Raw genomic sequence first — 19,470 nt, forward strand, 5'->3', positions numbered from 1 at the left:
ATTCGTTAAAATAATAAAATGGGTAATTCTTATAAAGAGTTACCCATTTGTTAAATATATGGAGGAATATAATATGTCCAATATTAATTTATTTCCTACTAATAAACTAACTATGTGCAATAGTACAGTTACATCTACATCAGATCTTATTGTTGGAAATAATCTTAATTCTAACTCAAATAATAAATATAAGTTTTTATTAAAATTTGATTTTTCTAATCTATGTTCAATATCTATAAACAAAGCTTATTTGTACTTGTATCCTAATCAATTAAATATCCATGATATTTCAAATAAAATTAATATCAATATTGGTAGAGTTGATAGTGAATTTTTTAAATATCCATATAGTAATCTGCTACAAATATCAAATTCAAATTTATTCTTTTCTGTATCTAAACTCAATATAAATTCTTATATAAAAGTTGATATTACAAGCTTAGTTTTAGATTGGGTAAATGATAATTCTTCAAACCTTGGAATTGCATTTTACTCTGATTACTTTTCTAATTTTATTTGTAAATTTAGCTATAGCGATAATAAAACTTATATTAGTTTAGATTATGATATAAATTATAAATTTGATTATAATCTATATAAATTTTGTCCTATAGAATGTACTGAAGGAGTTGTTGGACCTACTGGAGCTCAAGGTCCTACTGGCCCTCCTGGTGAAATTGGACCTCCTGGTGAGGTTGGTCCTCAGGGTCCTATTGGTATTCAGGGACTTGTTGGTCCTACTGGTCCTCAGGGTGAAGTTGGTCCTCCTGGTGAGGTTGGTCCTCAGGGTCCTATTGGTATTCAGGGACTTGTTGGTCCTACTGGTCCTCAGGGTGAAATTGGTCCTCCTGGTGAGGTTGGTCCTCAGGGTCCTATCGGTATTCAGGGACCTGTTGGTCCTACTGGTCCTCAGGGTGAAATTGGTCCTCCTGGTGAGGTTGGTCCTCAAGGTCCTATCGGTATTCAGGGACCTGTTGGTCCTACTGGTCCTCAGGGTGAAATTGGTCCTCCTGGTGAGGTTGGTCCTCAAGGTCCTATCGGTATTCAGGGACCTGTTGGTCCTACTGGTCCTCAGGGTGAAATTGGTCCTACCGGACCAACTGGACCTAACGGATCATTATCATCTTCTTATGCATATTTTTATGTACCTTTTAGTGTAAGATTAATTGCTAATTCAGGTGTTCCTTTTATAGGCTCTAATGGTAATTTTGTAAATATATCTTTTTTTTCTCAAGATGAATTTATATTTTTAGAGTCTGGTGTATATGTTATAGATTGCTATTTAATTTTTCCTAATATAACATCTAGTCAAAATCTTACTTTAGCTTTATTTGTTGATGGAGTTCAATCTCCTGGTACAACCATGTATATTTCTCCATCTAACATATCCTCATCTTCTTCAGTAATTTTATCAATATCAGCTGGTCAAAAACTATCACTTATGTCATTTAATAGTGTTGATATAATACTTCCGCCTCTTATTGATAGAGCTTCATCTATAACTATTTTTAAAATTGCCGATTTACTAATAACTTAGTTTTTATATGAATAAAAAAGTTATAAATTTTAGCATAAATACTTAAATTTATAACTTTTTATTTATCGTATGTTTACTTATTCTCATCAATTCCTATTATATACTCTATTAACTCTTTAATTGCTATATCCTCATCTTCCCCATTAACTTCAATTTCTATAACATCACCTTCACTAATTCCCAAACTAAAAAATCCTAATATACTCTTTGCACTCATTTTTGAACGTCCCTTACTTATAAATATTTGTGATTTATACTGTGATGCTTTTCTTATAAAAGATGTTCCTAATCTATCATGTAGCCCTGATCTATTTATAATTTCTATCCTTTTTTTTATCATATCTCTTTCCCCCATTTTTAGTAGTAATACCTAAAAGATATAGGAAATCGTTTTTATAGTCAATCTATTTGGCCATAAAAAAATATTTATATATTTAAATTATTCAAACTGTAATATAAGTTTAATTTTTATTTTATAATAATACTTTATCTTATTAACTTGATACTTTAATATATATTATATAATATAATAATATAACTATAATTAAAATCGAAAGAGGTCTAAGATGAAAGAATTTTTTACAAAGCATAAGAATAATATCACAATGGCTATCAATGCTATGATAGTAATTTTAGGATTAGTTGCGAGAGATACCAAGTTTGTAATAATAGGTTTATTATTAGCAGCCCTTACTATATATGTGACAATGGAAGAAAAAAAGGCCGAAGCTCAAAAAGCCCAGTTTAAAGCTGAAAGAAAAGCTAGACTACAAGAACAAAAAGCAAAAAATAAAAACAATAAAAAGAAAAAATCTAAAAAGAGAAAATAAAAACATATGGCTAAGGTTATTGTATAGTCCTTAGCCATATGTTTTTATTTTTAAATACTATTTAATTATTTATTTTTTAATCTAAAAGATTATCTATATGGTATACAAATTTATTTCTATGTAATTCATCCTTTATTATTATAATCCATAATATAATAGCCATTATTAAATTTAATATATTACAAATTGAAGTTATGCTAGATATCTCTAATCCAATTGCACTAGATACCATTATTATATAATTCCAAATAACATGATAAATTATTATTGGCCATATATTATTTACCTTTATAACTAATCCTACAAAAGCAAAACCTAGTAAACTTGAATTTATAACTCTAGTAATTACATCTAATAAAGGTATTCCCATAACTATAGTAGTTAAGTGCATGATTGAAAATCCTAAACTACTAAGTATCATTGCTCCGATTGCAGATCTTCTTGTTTTAAATGAGTTTAGGAACACACCTCTAAATATAACTTCCTCTGAAAATCCTGCTAAAAATGCTCCTATAAATGTACATATTATTGTAATACAAGTCATTGTGGTAAATGATTGTATATTTTTTAAAATTTCCGATATAAACTTACTCAACATACATAATATTACAACAACATATGGTATACACCAAATTAGTCCACCTTCATTAATTTTTGAAAATCCTACATTTTTCCATCCATAATATTTATTTATAAAATATAATATAAAAATTGTAGGAGGTATTTGTATAATTAGTTTACTAATTATATTACTTTCATTAATATGCATTCCATCTACTCTAACTCCACCGATTAAATTTAATATTAGATTAGATGCAAATACTCCTATTATCATAACAATTAAGTATCCTGATATTGTTAAAATTGCAGCTTTCTTTTTATTCATCTGTGTGCCCCCATGATCATAGTTTGTCTGATTATTTAAGTTTACCACAATTTAACTCTTATCTAAATATCAAATTTGTTAAGCTTCTATTAATTTTTTATCATCTATATTTACAAGACCTAACTCTCTTATTACTATTTCAGCAACTTTTTCTACTAATACTGTAAAATAAATACATTGTTCTTTATGCTCTCCTTGAGACATATCAAACTCTTTTGTTAATATACGGCAATATAATGTATTTTTCCCATTTGTATTTTTAAAATAATCGTGTAATTCTTTAGAAAGCTCTAAATTTTTCTCTACCTTTTTATCCCCTTGATTAGTTCTTCCAAAGAATATACCTAGTTCCATAACATCTCCAAACACTTCTCCACATAGACATTTAGATCTACCTATTCCTACAGGAAATCCTGACGCCATAGCTATAGCTTCCTATGATATATTAAGCTCAAAATTACTTCTTATTGCACTTACAACTGCCTCTAAACAAAAAAATCCTCCTCTAAACAATTCTTCCGCTTGTCCTCTAATTTTTTTAAACTAACTTCTTTACAAACGATCATTATAAAATCCCTCTGATTATTTTGTTACATGCACTATTTTACTATATTCTAGACATTATGGTCATTGAATTATTATATAGGACTATTATTTTTTTCTATACTAAATCAAGTTTGTATTAATAATTTATTTAAGAATAGTTATTCTCAATGTGGAAAATATAATATATATAAAAGTTTGTAGGAGGTTTATTATGGAAAAAATACACAAAAACTTACTAGATGGTTCATTAGAACAATTTAATGATTCTGTAGTTCCTAAGATACCTGTTTTCTCAGGTAATGATATGACTTCTGAAGTTTACTATTTTAGACCTAATCAAGTACTAAAAGAACATAAACATCCAAACGGAGAACAAATATTTGTTTTCTTAAAGGGATGTGGAGTTATGACAGTAGGAGAAAAGGAACATCACGTAAAAGAAGGAGCTATGATATTAGTATCAGCAAATGAGTGGCATAGCATAACAAATGGAAGTGACAATGATATGGTTGCAGTTCAAATAACAAAAGTTGGTGCTGGCTCAGAGTTTAAAGATGCATAGATAAATTCAAATAAAAATATGGAAGTATGCCAATATGGCTGCTTCCATATTTTTATTTAAATTTATTTATGTATATTCCTTAACATCTACCTTGAACTCTTATTTGTATTCCTTTATCTATCTACAGTTCGGTAAAAATTCTCTATTATCTGTATTACCAACTTATACAAACTATATTTCATATAATCCCCTATAACATATACTTTTTATATAATATATACTTTTTATAAACTAGTTATTCTAAATTTTCACATAAAAAATCTATCACATAAACAATTTAAAATTATTCTGTGATAGATTTTTTATAATATTACGATAATGTTTTAAATTCATATCCCTGATCTTTAAAATATTCTATAATCTGAGGAAGTGCTTTAGCAGTTTCATCTTTTCCATAGGTATCGTGCATTAAAATAACCACAATCTCTTTTCCATTAGAACTTTTAATTGCTTCACTTACCAACTCTTGAGCATTTTTCTTTTTACCTTCTGAATCAGCATTTAATGCATTCCAATCTATTTCTGCCATATTATTCTTATCTAAATATTCATCTAGCTTATCCATATCCTTCCAAGACATATATCCACCTGGACATCTTATTACTCTAGTTGAGAAGTAATCTCCTAGTACACTTTTTAAAACTTCTTCATTTTTTTCAAAATCATCGGTAAAACTATCTATGTCTAAATGTCTATTTGGATAAAGTATTTGGTAGTCGTGACTATATGAATGATTTCCTATTGCATTTCCATAATTAAAAGATTCTTTAAGTATTTCGTTTGCATCTTCCCCTCCATTTTCTAAAGTTTTTCCATTTACAAAAAATGTTGCCCTAACATTTTCTTCTTTTAAAACTTCTAGTATTTTAGGAGTTACAGTGGTTGATGGTCCATCATCAAATGTTAAAAATACAATTTTTTTACCATTATTAGAATAATTCTGTGTATTTAGTTTATCTTGTATTTTTCTAGCATCATATGTATATTGCTTTGCTTCATGAATAACTCCAACCATTTTTTTTTGATCTTCTAATTCTCTAGCCTTTTTTTCTCTTTCTTCTTTTTCTTGCTCTTTTTGAATTTCTATTTGCTTTTGTTTTATCTCAATTCTATATTCAGTTAATTCCATAGCACTATAGTTTAATGTTATTATAAGCCAAGTAAGCCATGCAAAGAATAGAATCTGATTTGGACTTTTTTTATTGCTCACGTTTATACCTCCATATACAGATTTATTATTCTGTTATATATATGAAGTAATAACTTGTCCTAATCATAAAAACTCTTTCAATTATCTATTATTAAAATAAAAAAATAGATGAAAAAGGCTTCATCTATTTTATATTAATTTTAAAATTATATTATTTTTAAATATAGTATTACCTTCTTTTATAGTTTCAAGAACTACTATATCTTTTATTTCATTAGTATTAACTTTTAATGGATTTCTATCTAATATAACTAAATCAGCTAATTTACCCTCTGCTATAGTTCCTTTTATATTTTCTTCAAAATATTGAAATGCTGCATTCTTAGTTACAGCTTTTAATGCATCTAAAGCACTTATTCTTTCATCTTCACCTAATAGTACTCCACTCTTAGTTACTCTATTTACTGCAGCATGCATAGTTTCAAGCATATCAGGCTCTATAACTGGTGTATCTTGATGGAATGTATATGGTATTCCCATATCTCCAGTCGATTTAGCTATACTTATTCTTTGTGCTCTTTCTATCCCGAAGTTATTTATATGTATATCGCCCCAGTGCATTACATGAGCAACAAAGAATGATGGTATCATTCCTAATTCTTTAACATCATCTAATTGATCTCTATCCAATAATTGAGCATGTATTATAACTGGTCTTATGTCATTATTTAGTCCTGTTGATTCTTTTGCAGCTTTATATTGATCTATATATTGCTGACAAGCAGCATCACCGTTACAGTGAACTAGTATTTGCATATTATCTTTTAATGCTATTTCAAGGCTAGCCTTTACTTGCTCATCATTTTGAGTTCCATATCCACAATACTCTTCTTCACCTTGATATGGAGTTTTCATCCAAGCAGTTTTTCCTTGCGGTGAACCATCTAAGAATGTCTTATATCCACCTATTTTGAAATGATTATTATACTTATTTAAACTTGTTGCGAATTTCTCTTTTAATATCTCTGCTTTAGACATATCCATATATCCAATTAAGTCTATATTTAACATATTAGCATAAGCTAAGTAATTATATACATCTGCTAATAATTCTACAACAAATCCTTCTTGAGCTGTTGTTATACCATAACTAGCGTAGCCAGCTTGAGCTTTCATTAAACTACCAAAGAATTCTTCATTTGATATCATTGGTAATTTCTGAACATACTCAAAGTACGCTGATTCTTCGATATATCCTGTTAGTTCTCCATCTTTCTTTTCTATTAACCCACCTTCTGGATTTGGAGTATCTACTGTTATTCCAAATTCTTTTATACCTAAAGAGTTAAGTACTCCCATATGTCCTGATGCTTGCTTAGCTATTACAGGATTTTTTGGAGATACTACATCTAATATTTCTTTTGTTGGATGTACTCTTTCATCTAAGAAGTTTTGGTCATACCCTGTAGCTTGAACCCATTTACCTTCTGGTACATTGTTCTTCTCTATAAATTTCTTTATAGCTTCAGCTATTTCTTCAAAACTTGTACATTCTGCTAAATTAACTTGTGTAAATCCACTTGCATATCCTGAGAAGTGACTATGTGCATCTATAAATGATGGTATTAAAGTCTTACCTTCTAAGTCTATTAATTCTACATTTTCACTTGATTCCTTATATAAATCTTCTCTCTTACCTACTTTAAATATTTTACCATCTTTAACTAACACTGCCTCAGCATATAATTCATCTTCAAGTGTTAGTATGTCTCCATTAAAATATAATCTTTCATTAATTGCCATTTTATTTGACCTCCTGATAAAAATACATTTAACATAAGCTAAAGTATTTTTTTAATAAATCTTACTAATTAAATTTGTCGGTTTATGTATTTCATTATACTACTTTGTCTATTAAGCCTGCAATTTATTTTTAATTTATAATTATTTGAATTTATAATGATTTTACTATAGCAATATTGTTTCTTAATGATATATCATATTCTCACTTGATAATGACACAAATTCAAATAAATTTAACAATAAAAAATACCTTAAGAACTATGGTTCTTAAGGTATTTTTTATTGTTAAATTTATTTGAATAATAAAACTTATAATTAGTTTTGCTTACCGAAATGTCTTTCTAATAATCCTAAGAATGCTTTACCATGTCTAGCTTCATCTTTACACATTTCATGAACTGTATCATGTATAGCATCTAATCCTAATTCTTTAGCTTTCTTAGCTAATTTTAATTTTCCATCAGTTGCACCGTATTCTGCTTCAACTCTTACTCTTAAGTTTTCTTTAGTATCAGCAACAACTACTTCTCCTAATAATTCAGCAAATTTAGCAGCATGTTCTGCTTCTTCAAATGCTATTCTTTTATAAGCTTCTGCTACTTCTGGATATCCTTCTCTATCAGCTTGTCTACTCATTGCTAAGTACATTCCTACTTCTGTACATTCTCCAACAAAGTTTGCTCTTAATCCTTCGATAACTTCTTCGTCTACCCCTTGTGCTACACCTATTCTGTGTTCATCAGCCCAATTTAATTCTCCTGACATTTCTTCGAATTTATCAGCTCCTACTTTACATACTGGGCATACAAATCCTTCTATTGTTTCTCCTTCGTGAATATATCCACATACTGTACATACGAATTTTTTCATAATCTTTATCCTCCTAATATATATATTCCAATGTAATAATTACATTTTTAATCTCTAATTTAATAAGATAATAATTTTATACCCGCAAAAATTTATATTAAACATTTTATAAAAAAATTTTATTAACTGATTTCTCCTATACACTCTAACGCCTCATCGTATTCGAATATATTTATAAGCTCAAGTGTTTTATCAATAATTTTTTCATATGTATTATCTAGTTTAGTATTCTTAATTTGATTTAAAAGATCAATAGCCATATCAGAATCAAAGTTGTCTAAGGCCTTCTTTATATCTTGTATAGTTTTATTTAACTCATCTTTACTAATTTCTTCTTTATGGTTATAGTAACTATTATCACGTTTATGTCTTAATCTATTAATATTTTCTTCTATGCTATTAAGTATCTTTATATATTCAGCTATAAACTCAGTATTATTATCAAAAATAATATTTATATCGCCAGACTTACTTGCACCTTCTAATATTTTTGCTTGTTTTGATAATGCATATGCTCCTATACTATCACTAGAACTTTTTATAGCATGAACTTCAATAGTATATCTTTTTAATTCTTCTCTTGCATAATACTCTAGTTTATCAACTTTCGACTTACCATCTTTTAGAAATACCTTTAAAATATCAATATAATCTTCTATATCAAGACTGTTTTTTTTCATACTCATTTCATGGTCTATTCCATATAAATCTAGTTTAATTATGCTTTTATCTTCTTCTGGTGTATTTTTTACTAATCTACTTTCTCTTGGATGTATTTTAAGTTCCTCTCTAATCCATCTTTTAAGAATGGTATTTAATTTTTTACTATCTATAGGCTTCGATAAAAAATCTTGCATAGAATTAGCTAAAAACATCTCCTTCGCTCCACTTATTGCATTTGCAGTTAATGCTACTATTGGAACTGTTTTGTAGTATTCTCCTGTAAGACTTCTTATAGCTTTAGTAGTATCAATACCATCCATATCTGGCATCATATGATCCATAAATATAATATCATACTTTTTCTTTGTTACCATTTCTAAAGCTTCAAACCCACTAAATGCAGTATCCATTTCCATTTCATACTGCGACATAAATCCACATACAACTTTTAAATTAACAGCATTGTCATCTATTATAAGTATCTTTGCATCTGGAACTATAAATGATATTTGATTATCACTACAATCTTTTGAATATAATAATGATATATTTTCATCATTTAATATAGATGCTACGGGTAAACAGTAAATAGGTTTTTGAATATATGTAACATTATCTAATATGTGGTATTCTTCTCCTCTATTTATCATGCTTATAAGTTTTACATCCGCATTCATTTTTAATATAAAATCTTTATAATTATCTATAAATTTATATGATGCAAAAACATGACTATATCTATTAGATTTAAGCATGTTCAAGAATATAGAACTTTCACTACAATAATCTGCTTTAAGTTTTAAGCTATCAAATATATATCTTATAGATTCTTTATCACTATATTTTTCTTCATAAACTAATATATTCTTTTCTAAATTATCTCCTTCTACTTGTGCAAAGCCTTTGTAGTTCGTAACTTTTTGAGTAATAGTAAAGCTAAAATTACTACCTTTATCATATGTACTCTCTACTGAAATATTACCTCCCATAAGCTCAACAAGTGATTTTGATATTGCAAGACCAAGACCTGTTCCTTCTATATCTCTATTTCTTCTTGTGTCTACTTGTTTAAAAGATTCAAATAACTTGCATAAATCACCTTGCTTAATTCCTATACCTGTATCTTTTACCGAAACACTTAAACTAACCTTATTATCATTTATTTTACTTGACTCTATTCTTAGCTTTACATATCCTTTTTTAGTGAATTTAATTGCATTATTTACTAAGTTTATTATTATCTGCCTAAGCCTTATCTCATCTCCAAATAATTTATAAGGAATATTTGAATCTACTTCTACTAAGAAATCTATATCCTTCTCATCTATTCTAACAACAGCCATATTAGTAATATCATTTATTATAGATGCAAACTCATATTCATCTTCAACTAATTCTATTTTTCCGGACTCAACTTTAGATATATCAAGAATATCATTTATAATTCCTAAAATATTTGTACTTGCTGACTTTATATTGTATACATGTTCTCTTACTGTGTCACTTATATCCTCTCTCATAATAAGCTCAACCATTCCAACTATAGCATTCATAGGTGTTCTTATTTCATGACTCATATTGGCTAAAAAATGAGTTTTAGCTTTACCTGCATTCTCAGCCTTTTCCTTCATTTCATAAAATGCAGTTATATCTTTCAATACTATAACAAGATTTTGAAGTTCACCAATTTTATTAGTTGCTGGAGATATGGTAATAGTTGTATATTTAGTAGATCCATCTATTTTACTCTTATATTGAATTTGTCTTTCTATAGTTTCATTATTTTTTAAGCATTCTCTACATAAATCACAAAACTCTTCTCCATTTTTTTTCCTCTATATTTAGAATATACATCGTATGCATGCTTTCCTTTTAAATTCTCTTTACTTTCATGACCTATCATTTTTAAAAAACTATCACTTGTATAAATAAATCTTAAGTCTGAATCAAGAGCTATAACGCTTTCTTTACAGAACTTTAGAAATAAATTAAAATATTCTAATCGTTCCTCTTTAATTTGCTTTATTTTTTTATCTATTATATCTTTTTCTTTAAAATGAAGTTTTGCATTTTCTATATCTTTTTTTAGTCTTAAGTTTTGTTTTTTGAGTACTTCATTTTCTTTTTTTAGTTTTTCTAATTCTAAGTTTATATCTATAATATCACTCATAATACCTATCCTTTCAATTAAAATAAACAGATAGATATTGTCTCATTGTTATAAAATTTATAAACATTTACCTCACTATCGTATTTTAACACTACTTCTATCTTAGAAACTATATACTTACCCTTACAATACTAGGCTCTATAGTTTAATCATTATAATTTAAAAATTTACTAATTCAAACTTATAATGTATTTTTTCAAATACATCTACAATTTTAGGATCAAATCCTTTACCCTTTCCATCTATTATTAAATTAACGGCCATTTCATGAGAAAATGGCTCCTTATATGGTCTTTTTGTAGTTAAAGCATCATATACATCTGCTATTGCCATAATTCTTGCACTTATTGGTATATCTTCACCTTTTAATCCTTCTGGTTAACCAGTACCATCCCATTTTTCATGGTGATAATGTGCCATATCCTTGGCTATATACAAAAAGCTTTCATCTCCTGTTTCATTTATCATTTTTTGCAATGATTGACTTCCAAGTTCAACATGTTTTTTCATATATTCAAACTCATCATTATCTAATGAAGTTGTTTTTAGCAAAGTTGAATCATTTATACCAATTTTACCAATGTCATGAAGTGGAGCTGAACGAACAATATCTTTTATATACTCTGGTGTTAATATATCACTATATAAATCAGCGTCTACAATTTCTTCTGTTAAAAGTCTTACATATTCAGCAGTACGTTTTACATGTCCACCTGTATTTTCATCTCTGCATTCCACTAATTCTGCAAGAGATAGCATCATTACATCTTGTAAATGTTCTATCATTTCAGTTTTTTCAGAAACTTTAGATTCTAATTCTTTCTTATATTCACTAAGTTCTAGGTGCATTTTTACTCTACTTAACATAGATTGTGGTACAAATGGCTTGTTTATAAAATCAACTGCACCTAACTCAATCCCTCGAACTTCACTTTCACTATCAGTAATTGCTGATAAAAATATAACTGGTACGTTTTCTAAATCTTGATTTGCCTTTATATTTTTTATTGTTTCATAACCATCCATGTCTGGCATATTTATATCTAGTAAGATTAAATCTGGCTTGTTTTTACTTAAAAACTTTAGCGTTTGTGCTCCTGAAATCAATAAACTTACTTTATAGTAAGGTTTTAATGTCTTCTCAGCAAATTTTAGGTTAGTTACATTATCATCTATAACTAAAATATGTTTTAATTTCATTTATCTTCCTCAATATCTTTATTTTTTACATTTTTTTACATTCTATAGCACTACTATTATATACTCTATATTTTCATATTTACAACACTTAACTAAAAACATTTGTACATTTTGTACAAATATTTTTAGTTAGTATAAACATTGTTTAGAAAACATTTTCACACTATTATTTAATTATAAAGATTAAGTTAATAATCAAATTTATTAGGGGGAATTAAAAATGTCTAAAGTTACTTTAACAAATATTTGTAAATCTTATAGTAATGGATATAATGCTGTTAAAAATGTTAATATTGATATACAAGATAAGGAGTTTGTAGTGTTAGTTGGACCATCAGGATGTGGTAAATCTACTACACTAAGAATGATTGCTGGACTTGAAGAAATTTCTTCTGGAGAATTACATATAGGAGATAGGTTAGTAAATGATGTTGATCCTAAAGATAGAGATATAGCAATGGTATTCCAAAACTACGCTTTATATCCTCATCTTTCAGTGTACGATAATATGGCATTTGCATTAAAACTAAGAAAAATGCCAAAAGATGAAATAGATAAAAAAGTTAAAGAAGCTGCTAGAATACTAGATCTTGAAAAGGTTTTAGATAGAAAGCCAAAGGCTCTATCTGGTGGACAAAGACAAAGAGTTGCTCTAGGACGTGCAATTGTTAGAAATCCACAAGTTTTCTTAATGGATGAGCCTTTATCAAATCTAGATGCTAAACTTAGAACATCAATGAGAACTGAAATAAGTAAATTACATAAATCTCTTGGAACTACATTTATATATGTAACACATGACCAAGTAGAAGCAATGACAATGGCAGATAGAATAGTTGTTATGAAAGATGGTATAGTTCAACAAATAGCTACACCTCAAGAAATTTATGACCATCCAGCTAATATGTTTGTTGCAGGCTTTATAGGTGCTCCTCAAATGAACTTTATAGATGTTAGATTAGAAGAAAAAAACGGAGAAATATATGCATTTAATGATAACTTAAATATGCATTTAAGCAAAGGTAACTGCCAACCTCTTATAGATAATAACTATATAGGAAAAGAAGTTGTATTGGGTATAAGACCTGAAGATATACATATAGAAGATTTATTCATAGACAACAGTTTAGATACTGTATTTGAAGCAGAAGTTGAATTAAGTGAACTTATGGGCGCTGAAATATATGCTTATTTAAAATTAGGTAATTCTAGTGTTACAGCAAGGTTTGATGGTAGATATAGAGTTAACTACGGTGAAAAAATAAAACTTGCTATGGATAAAAATCATATTCATATTTTTGATAAAGAAACTGAAATGACAATAATTTAATCTATATAAAAAAAGTAAGATATAAACTTTCTACAAATTTATATCTTACTTTTTTTATATAAATTTATTCATTATTATACATTTTTCGACAACAACTTCTTTCTTTATCACTTTTAGTAACAATTTTTTCTAAATTTAATATTATGTACTATATAGGAAATCAAAAGACCTATATAGTACAAATTTTTCAAGGAGTCGATATCTATTATGGGTAAAAATTATTGGAGTGAAAGAAGACCTAATTTTAATAAACAGTATGAAGAAGATTATTATAAACCTATGTACATGCCAGATCCACACTTTCAAGACAAGAAAAACAATGACTGTTGTTGCAGTGATGATATGTATGATCTTTTAAAAATACTTGTATGTGATGAATTAAGATCTGGTATTAGTGGTGCTAATTTTGCATTCATTGGTAAGAATTTATTACTTGGTACAACATTAGAGCTTTATACTAATTGGGCTACTTTATTTAATGATAATATTTCTGCTCCATCAGCTAACTTTGATGGTTTTGATAATTGTACTTGTGGATATATTAATGTATCAAGTTCTTCATTAGCATACCCTACAGCTACAAATCCAGATGATGCTGACGATCAACAAATAACTTTGCCAATTGCACAAGTTTCCTTATGTAATCTAGATGCTATTGTCTTTGACTATAACGAAGATGCAACTAATTTTATAGATAATCTAAAAAAAGTACTTGATTGTGATAGCCATGACTGCACTATTCCTCAATGTAAAGATTGTTGTTGTAATGATTCTATACTTAATAAAATTGGCTTTATTACTAATTATATTAATTTAGTTGCTGGATGGTTAGCTTTATATCAAGCTAGATATTTAGGAAGATTTGGAAACGTAGCTGTATTTCAAAATACTTCAGCTAATAGACCTAATAGAATTTACTTTATTTGCTTAGATTCTATCTCTTACTTTGGAACAGGAACAATTAGTTAATAAGTATCTTATTTGACATAAAGCTTAGCTTGTATGTTTTAGGTAGCAAATTTCTTTAAATTTAATATATATAATATATAGGGTTTATAATGCCTATATAATACAAATTTTTTTAAGGAGCGATATATATTATGAGCAAAAATGGTTGGAATGATGAAAAATCTTATAATAAAGAACCAGAAAACTCTTACGAAAGAATACCTATAGGTTCTTATGAAAGAGAACCTGAAAGACAATACTACCAAGATGAATATTATAAAGATGAATATATGAGAAACCCTTATCAAAAAAAAGATGATTGCTGTTGTGAGAAAGACTTTGAAATACTTTTCAATTTATTATTGTGTAATGACAAATTTAGAACTTTATTAGATGCAAATGCTCAATTTGGATTTATAGGTAAAGAATACTTCATAGGTGCTAAACCAGAAGCTGGATTATTAGGTAACCCAGATAATATCGATTTATTACAAGTTAGTGCAGTTAGCTTTGATCCATGTAATTGTGGCTTTATTTCATTACCTAATGGTGGAGCTAATGTATATAGACCTTATGTTCCAGAGCCAATTGGAGAACCCGACTTAAAAGTTGAAAGATTATCTTTATGTAGCTTAGATGCTTTTGGAATTGGTTTTGTTCCTACTCCTGGTGTTGAGGGAACACGTTTATCCAACTATAATGATTTTAAAAAAGCTTTAGATAAATGTATAAACGAACACGATGGTGATTGTGAATTACATGAATGTAAACATACAGATTGTAAAAATTGTTGCTGTAATGAAAGTATATTAAATCAAATTGATTGTTCTATGGGTGGTCTTAATATTACTGCTGGTTGGTTAGCTTTAGCTGGATATGATTATTTTGGAAGAATAGGAGATATAGCTATATTTAATACTAGAAATGCAGGATTATTATCTCCTCGTTTACGTTTTTACTTTGTTTGCTTAAATTCTGTATTTGGATTCTAATAAATAGAATAAATCCCCTTATATTTAATTTATAGGGGGATTGTTTATATTCTTTATCTTTTCTGTAGAGTATATTGTAATTCCTAGTTCTTCATTAACTAGCATAATTCCATTACCAACAAATTCTATAATACCATCTATATTTTCTTCATTTGGATGAAGTACAGCTCTATTACTATATTCTATATTCTCAACAACACTATTACATTTTTTATTTAATAAAACATCTTCTATTACATCCTTTTGTGTCTTATTAGAGTTTACATAATTAATAACATCTGTATTTTTTATATTATTAATTTTAGATACTAAAGTATTTTCAGTATCTTTTATACTCTTAATTGACTCTAAATATTCTTTACTCGTAACAAATGCTGTCTCATCTTCATTTAAAATATTTTTTATTCTTTTATTGGACATTTTTATAACTTCATTCATTGATTTTAATTTATCATCTTTATCCTCTATTACATCTTCATTATATTGAATGTCTAAAGAATTAAAAAAATCATTAGTTTCATAGCTTATATCTTCCATAACTTTACTTATTATATTTTCTTCATTAATATTAATTAATATATTATCTGTAACTTCTGGCATAACAGTTATACTTTTCATAGTAATTGTCAGTGGTTCAAATGTACCATCATCCAGTATAACGCCTATGTAATTTTCTCCAGTAGGATCTAGTACTAATGGTTTATTTACCACCTCCTCTTTATTTATATAATTATTCATTGGAGATATATCTAAAATATTAATTCTTTCTGGCTTAATAAATTGTGTAGACTTATCTATATTACCAACTATATTACTTTTAAAATTTTTATCTATATTTATAATTGCTTTTGATTTACTCTCTGATATATCCTTTATTACTTTAGCTTTATTAGGATTTGATAATATATTCAAATCCTCTAATTGTATATCTGTAACAATATCTAACTCTTCTACTTGTATTGGTTTTGCGACTTCAATTTCTTTAGCTTTATCAGTTAAAACAAGTTTTTCTTCAATTTCTATATTTTTTACTACACTTTCTTTTGTTTCATCTACTGATGATACTACACTACAATCTTCTGATAATATATCAATATCTCCTAATACACTTTCCTTTTTAATATCTATATCTGTCCCATTATTTAACACATCTATATTATCAAAATTATCTATGCAACCAATACTATCTCTTTTTATACCATCAAAAGTTATTGTTTTTATATTTGAATTATTACCTCTTATAAGTGATTCTATTTTTCTATCTTTTGACATACTGTTATTTCTTTTATTATAATTTAAGTTTCTTCCACGATTTTGTTGACTATATTCACTTTTAACACTATCTTTTATTTCATATATTAATCTATCTTTTATTTCTTTATCCATATTAGTATTTAATATCTTTATTTTTATAATATCATCTAATGATATCAATGACTTATCATTTACTACTAACATATTCTTATTAATTTTAGTTTTACCTTTATTATTTGAGTTCCATTTAATTAAACTTTTATTGCCTTCTCTAGTTACTATTTCTAATTCAATAAAAAAATCCTTTCTATTTGCTACTCCATGCATTAGATTTTCTAAGATTATAAGTATCTTAGAAATTGACTTATCATACTTACTCAAAGCAACTCCTCCTAAAAAAATAAATCTCCTTATTATACCTATGTATAAAAAGGAGATTTTATGCTCTATGTTAATTATAAAATATTACTCATAATCACAGATTGAATCTATATTTCCATCATTACAAATTACTTTTCTTGGATTTGTATAAACTATTAATTCATCTTTTACTGTGGCATATATTTTTTTAGTTATCAATAATGTTGAGAATGCATCTGCATAAAATTCTCTTGCATTTCTATTTTTATAAGGTTCACAATATGTTTGTGTTGCTCTTATACAATCTATTGAGAAACATCCATCATACATTACTTGAAAATCAACTCTATTTTTACCACAAGGTAAACATATATTACCAAATAAATCTACTTCTTTAAATCCAAATCCTTCACTTAATTTTCCAGTAAATTCTGTACTTTCTGCTCTAAATGGTTCACATCCTATTTTTCCTTTAACTATTACTTTAGCTTTGCATATATAGAATTTTAAACAATCTTCCCCAATTAATACTTTTTCTCCTTCATACCCACAACAGTCTATATCTAGCATCTTACTTCCTTTGTAAATATTATATACTTTTGTATCACAAACTTCTCCATTGACTTCAAGGTTAAACTTACAAGTTTCTGATCCATTACAAGCTCGTAGCTCTATCTCATTTTCTAGACTATCAATTCTTGATTCTATCTCTTGGTCTATTAACCCTATACATTTATATTTTACGAAAGTTTTTTCTATGCAAATTTTTTCACCTTGTTTATAATCCCCTTTAGATGTTATAGTAAACTTAATATCTTTTAAAAACTTTCTTTGCTTATCTTCAAGAAATACACAGTCATATATTCTATCACATAAAACTGGTATACACTTTGCTGTACTTACATCTAAAGGCTCTTCATCTTGGTTACAACATTCCATTGGATGCTTGTCGTTTACATTTTTGTATTTATTGCAATCACATCCATAATTATCTGGACAAATGTTATTATATTCCATATCGTTCATAAATAACACACTCCTGTCTATTTTTTAGAAAAGACTCCATTCTCTCCTTATTAAAATATATGACTAAAATAGGTTCATGTTACCATATTAGTAACATATTAATTAATATAACTATTTAATCGGAGGAAAATTATGTCTTTTATTGATAAAACTGAAATACTAATTGAAAGTTCTAAAGGTGAGTTAAATCTATTTACATTTGATGATAATATTATATACACTTCTATAGATTTAAGTTCCAGTAAAGAACAATCTCATACTATATTAGATGGTGAATTTTCATTTATTGATATTTGCTTAGATATAACTCATGATGACACTATATATGGAATTATAAATAATAAAGCTGGTAAACTTCTTAAATTAAATATCTCCAATGGAATTATTAATACTGATTCTATTCTTAAGTATGACTTTATAAATTTTATGATTAAATTTGTTTATATAAAATATGTATTCAATGATAATCATATATTTTATTATTCTATAAATAAAAAACATCCTTATTCTGCTTACTTAATACATATATATAATTCAGATAAATTATCTAAGAAAAGTAGGATTGATATTATTAATTATGATATAATGACTAATTTTATTGTAATATTCAATAAAGATATACCTAGCATATTTTATTTCAAGCTTGTAAATGGATTTGAAGAACTTTTTGTATCTACTTTTGATTTTAATCTTCTTAAATGGTCTTTCCCAGTACAAATAACTAATTCAAAGAAAAGTAAAATTTATTTATCTGCTTTAATTGATGATAGTGGAATCTATCATATTACTTTTTCAGAAAAAAATTCAGGCAAATATTTCTGTACTTATTTAAAAGGTCAATTAAAATATAGATCATTTAAAATTTATAATCAGCAATTATTAAGTAAGGATCCCATGTGTGCTTTCCCTAGTATATTTAAATATAAATCAAAATTATATATAAAATGGATTGAGTATTTTAACTTATACGAATGTATTTCTTATGATTCTGGTAATACTTGGACCACTCCAAATGTAGACTTAGTTTCATCTAATGATCCCTTTTTAAGATATCAATATCATTCTAATAGTAAACATTTTAATGGTTCTGATGTTTTTGGTCTAAAAGATGGTAGTATCATATTATAATAAATGATATATTAAAGTAAGGTAGTTAACCTTACTTTTTATATTTTTTTGGGGAGGGATTATAATGATAGACTTAGAGAGTTTTATTGAAAAAGAAATAAATAAAAAGGTAAGTATATTTGAATATAAAAATCAAAAATTAAAAGAAGGACAAGAGTTAATTACATTTAAAAATAACTTATACATTATTGAAATTAATAGTGATAGTATAAATT

18 protein-coding genes and 1 pseudogene are annotated in these 19,470 nt (G+C 27.0%); 7 read left to right on the top strand and 12 right to left on the bottom strand.

From position 1 onward, the window contains the following. Window positions 1–73: 73 nt before the first annotated feature. A complete protein-coding gene (locus EIH23_RS09380) occupies window positions 74–1,537 on the top strand; it encodes a DNRLRE domain-containing protein (protein ID WP_243113367.1) in 1,464 nt (487 codons plus the stop codon). A 73-nt stretch (window positions 1,538–1,610) separates the two neighbouring features. Here EIH23_RS09380 and EIH23_RS09385 read toward each other — a convergent pair whose 3' ends face one another. Then, window positions 1,611–1,877 (bottom strand): HPr family phosphocarrier protein, encoded by a 267-nt coding sequence (locus EIH23_RS09385; RefSeq protein WP_122640032.1) that lies wholly within the window; start codon window positions 1,875–1,877, stop codon window positions 1,611–1,613. Window positions 1,878–2,103: 226 nt separating this feature from the next. Between EIH23_RS09385 and EIH23_RS09390 the strand changes: the two genes are divergently transcribed. Further along, window positions 2,104–2,367: a hypothetical protein gene (locus EIH23_RS09390; RefSeq protein WP_122640033.1), complete on the top strand. Its 264-nt coding sequence runs from the start codon at window positions 2,104–2,106 to the stop codon at window positions 2,365–2,367. 76 nt (window positions 2,368–2,443) lie between these two features. Here EIH23_RS09390 and EIH23_RS09395 read toward each other — a convergent pair whose 3' ends face one another. Together EIH23_RS09395 and EIH23_RS09400 are read right to left on the bottom strand one after the other, a co-directional pair. Next, window positions 2,444–3,253: a CPBP family intramembrane glutamic endopeptidase gene (locus EIH23_RS09395; RefSeq protein ID WP_122640034.1), complete on the bottom strand. Its 810-nt coding sequence runs from the start codon at window positions 3,251–3,253 to the stop codon at window positions 2,444–2,446. Between the two features lie 78 nt (window positions 3,254–3,331). Then, window positions 3,332–3,676: a C-GCAxxG-C-C family protein gene (locus tag EIH23_RS09400; protein ID WP_330566212.1), complete on the bottom strand. Its 345-nt coding sequence runs from the start codon at window positions 3,674–3,676 to the stop codon at window positions 3,332–3,334. Between the two features lie 334 nt (window positions 3,677–4,010). On the opposite strand from EIH23_RS09400, the gene EIH23_RS09405 reads away from it, so the two are divergent. Continuing rightward, window positions 4,011–4,361 carry a cupin domain-containing protein gene (locus EIH23_RS09405; protein ID WP_122640035.1) on the top strand — a complete coding sequence of 117 codons (351 nt, stop codon included), beginning with the start codon at window positions 4,011–4,013 and terminating at the stop codon, window positions 4,359–4,361. A 310-nt stretch (window positions 4,362–4,671) separates the two neighbouring features. Here EIH23_RS09405 and EIH23_RS09410 read toward each other — a convergent pair whose 3' ends face one another. From EIH23_RS09410 to EIH23_RS09435, 7 genes and pseudogenes are all read right to left on the bottom strand, one after another. Continuing rightward, window positions 4,672–5,571: a polysaccharide deacetylase family protein gene (locus tag EIH23_RS09410; RefSeq protein ID WP_243113368.1), complete on the bottom strand. Its 900-nt coding sequence runs from the start codon at window positions 5,569–5,571 to the stop codon at window positions 4,672–4,674. A 129-nt stretch (window positions 5,572–5,700) separates the two neighbouring features. Then, entirely contained in the window at window positions 5,701–7,314 is a 1,614-nt protein-coding gene (locus EIH23_RS09415) for an amidohydrolase (protein WP_122640036.1), read from the bottom strand. 315 nt (window positions 7,315–7,629) lie between these two features. Beyond that, a complete protein-coding gene (locus EIH23_RS09420) occupies window positions 7,630–8,184 on the bottom strand; it encodes a ferritin family protein (protein WP_122640037.1) in 555 nt (184 codons plus the stop codon). Window positions 8,185–8,306: 122 nt separating this feature from the next. Next, entirely contained in the window at window positions 8,307–10,505 is a 2,199-nt protein-coding gene (locus EIH23_RS09425; protein ID WP_122640038.1) for an ATP-binding protein, read from the bottom strand. Window positions 10,506–10,633: 128 nt separating this feature from the next. Then, on the bottom strand, window positions 10,634–11,017 hold the full coding sequence (locus tag EIH23_RS09430) for a PAS domain-containing protein (RefSeq protein ID WP_122640039.1): 384 nt from the start codon (window positions 11,015–11,017) through the stop codon (window positions 10,634–10,636). 159 nt (window positions 11,018–11,176) lie between these two features. Next, window positions 11,177–11,383: pseudogene (locus EIH23_RS16605) on the bottom strand (HD-GYP domain-containing protein); the annotation flags it as partial. 12 nt (window positions 11,384–11,395) lie between these two features. After that, on the bottom strand, window positions 11,396–12,217 hold the full coding sequence (locus tag EIH23_RS09435; RefSeq protein ID WP_243113370.1) for a response regulator: 822 nt from the start codon (window positions 12,215–12,217) through the stop codon (window positions 11,396–11,398). 220 nt (window positions 12,218–12,437) lie between these two features. Between EIH23_RS09435 and EIH23_RS09440 the strand changes: the two genes are divergently transcribed. The 3 genes from EIH23_RS09440 (at window position 12,438) to EIH23_RS09450 (ending at window position 15,487) form a co-directional block, all read left to right on the top strand. Beyond that, complete coding sequence (locus EIH23_RS09440; RefSeq protein ID WP_122640040.1) at window positions 12,438–13,547, top strand: ABC transporter ATP-binding protein; 1,110 nt, start codon at window positions 12,438–12,440, stop codon at window positions 13,545–13,547. 207 nt (window positions 13,548–13,754) lie between these two features. Beyond that, entirely contained in the window at window positions 13,755–14,516 is a 762-nt protein-coding gene (locus tag EIH23_RS09445) for a CotA family spore coat protein (protein ID WP_122640041.1), read from the top strand. 131 nt (window positions 14,517–14,647) lie between these two features. Then, window positions 14,648–15,487 (top strand): CotA family spore coat protein, encoded by an 840-nt coding sequence (locus tag EIH23_RS09450; protein ID WP_122640042.1) that lies wholly within the window; start codon window positions 14,648–14,650, stop codon window positions 15,485–15,487. A gap of 24 nt (window positions 15,488–15,511) precedes the next feature. Here the strand turns inward: EIH23_RS09450 and EIH23_RS09455 are convergent, their stop codons facing one another. Continuing rightward, entirely contained in the window at window positions 15,512–17,122 is a 1,611-nt protein-coding gene (locus EIH23_RS09455; RefSeq protein ID WP_122640043.1) for a hypothetical protein, read from the bottom strand. Window positions 17,123–17,206: 84 nt separating this feature from the next. Next, the gene (locus tag EIH23_RS09460) at window positions 17,207–18,127 is read right to left on the bottom strand and encodes a hypothetical protein (RefSeq protein WP_122640044.1); all 921 of its coding nucleotides are present in this window, start codon (window positions 18,125–18,127) and stop codon (window positions 17,207–17,209) included. Window positions 18,128–18,259: 132 nt separating this feature from the next. Between EIH23_RS09460 and EIH23_RS09465 the strand changes: the two genes are divergently transcribed. Next, a complete protein-coding gene (locus EIH23_RS09465; RefSeq protein WP_122640045.1) occupies window positions 18,260–19,255 on the top strand; it encodes a hypothetical protein in 996 nt (331 codons plus the stop codon). Window positions 19,256–19,470 lie beyond the last annotated feature (215 nt).

This window comes from Romboutsia sp. Marseille-P6047, assembly GCF_900604535.1.
GTDB lineage: Bacteria > Bacillota > Clostridia > Peptostreptococcales > Peptostreptococcaceae > Romboutsia_E.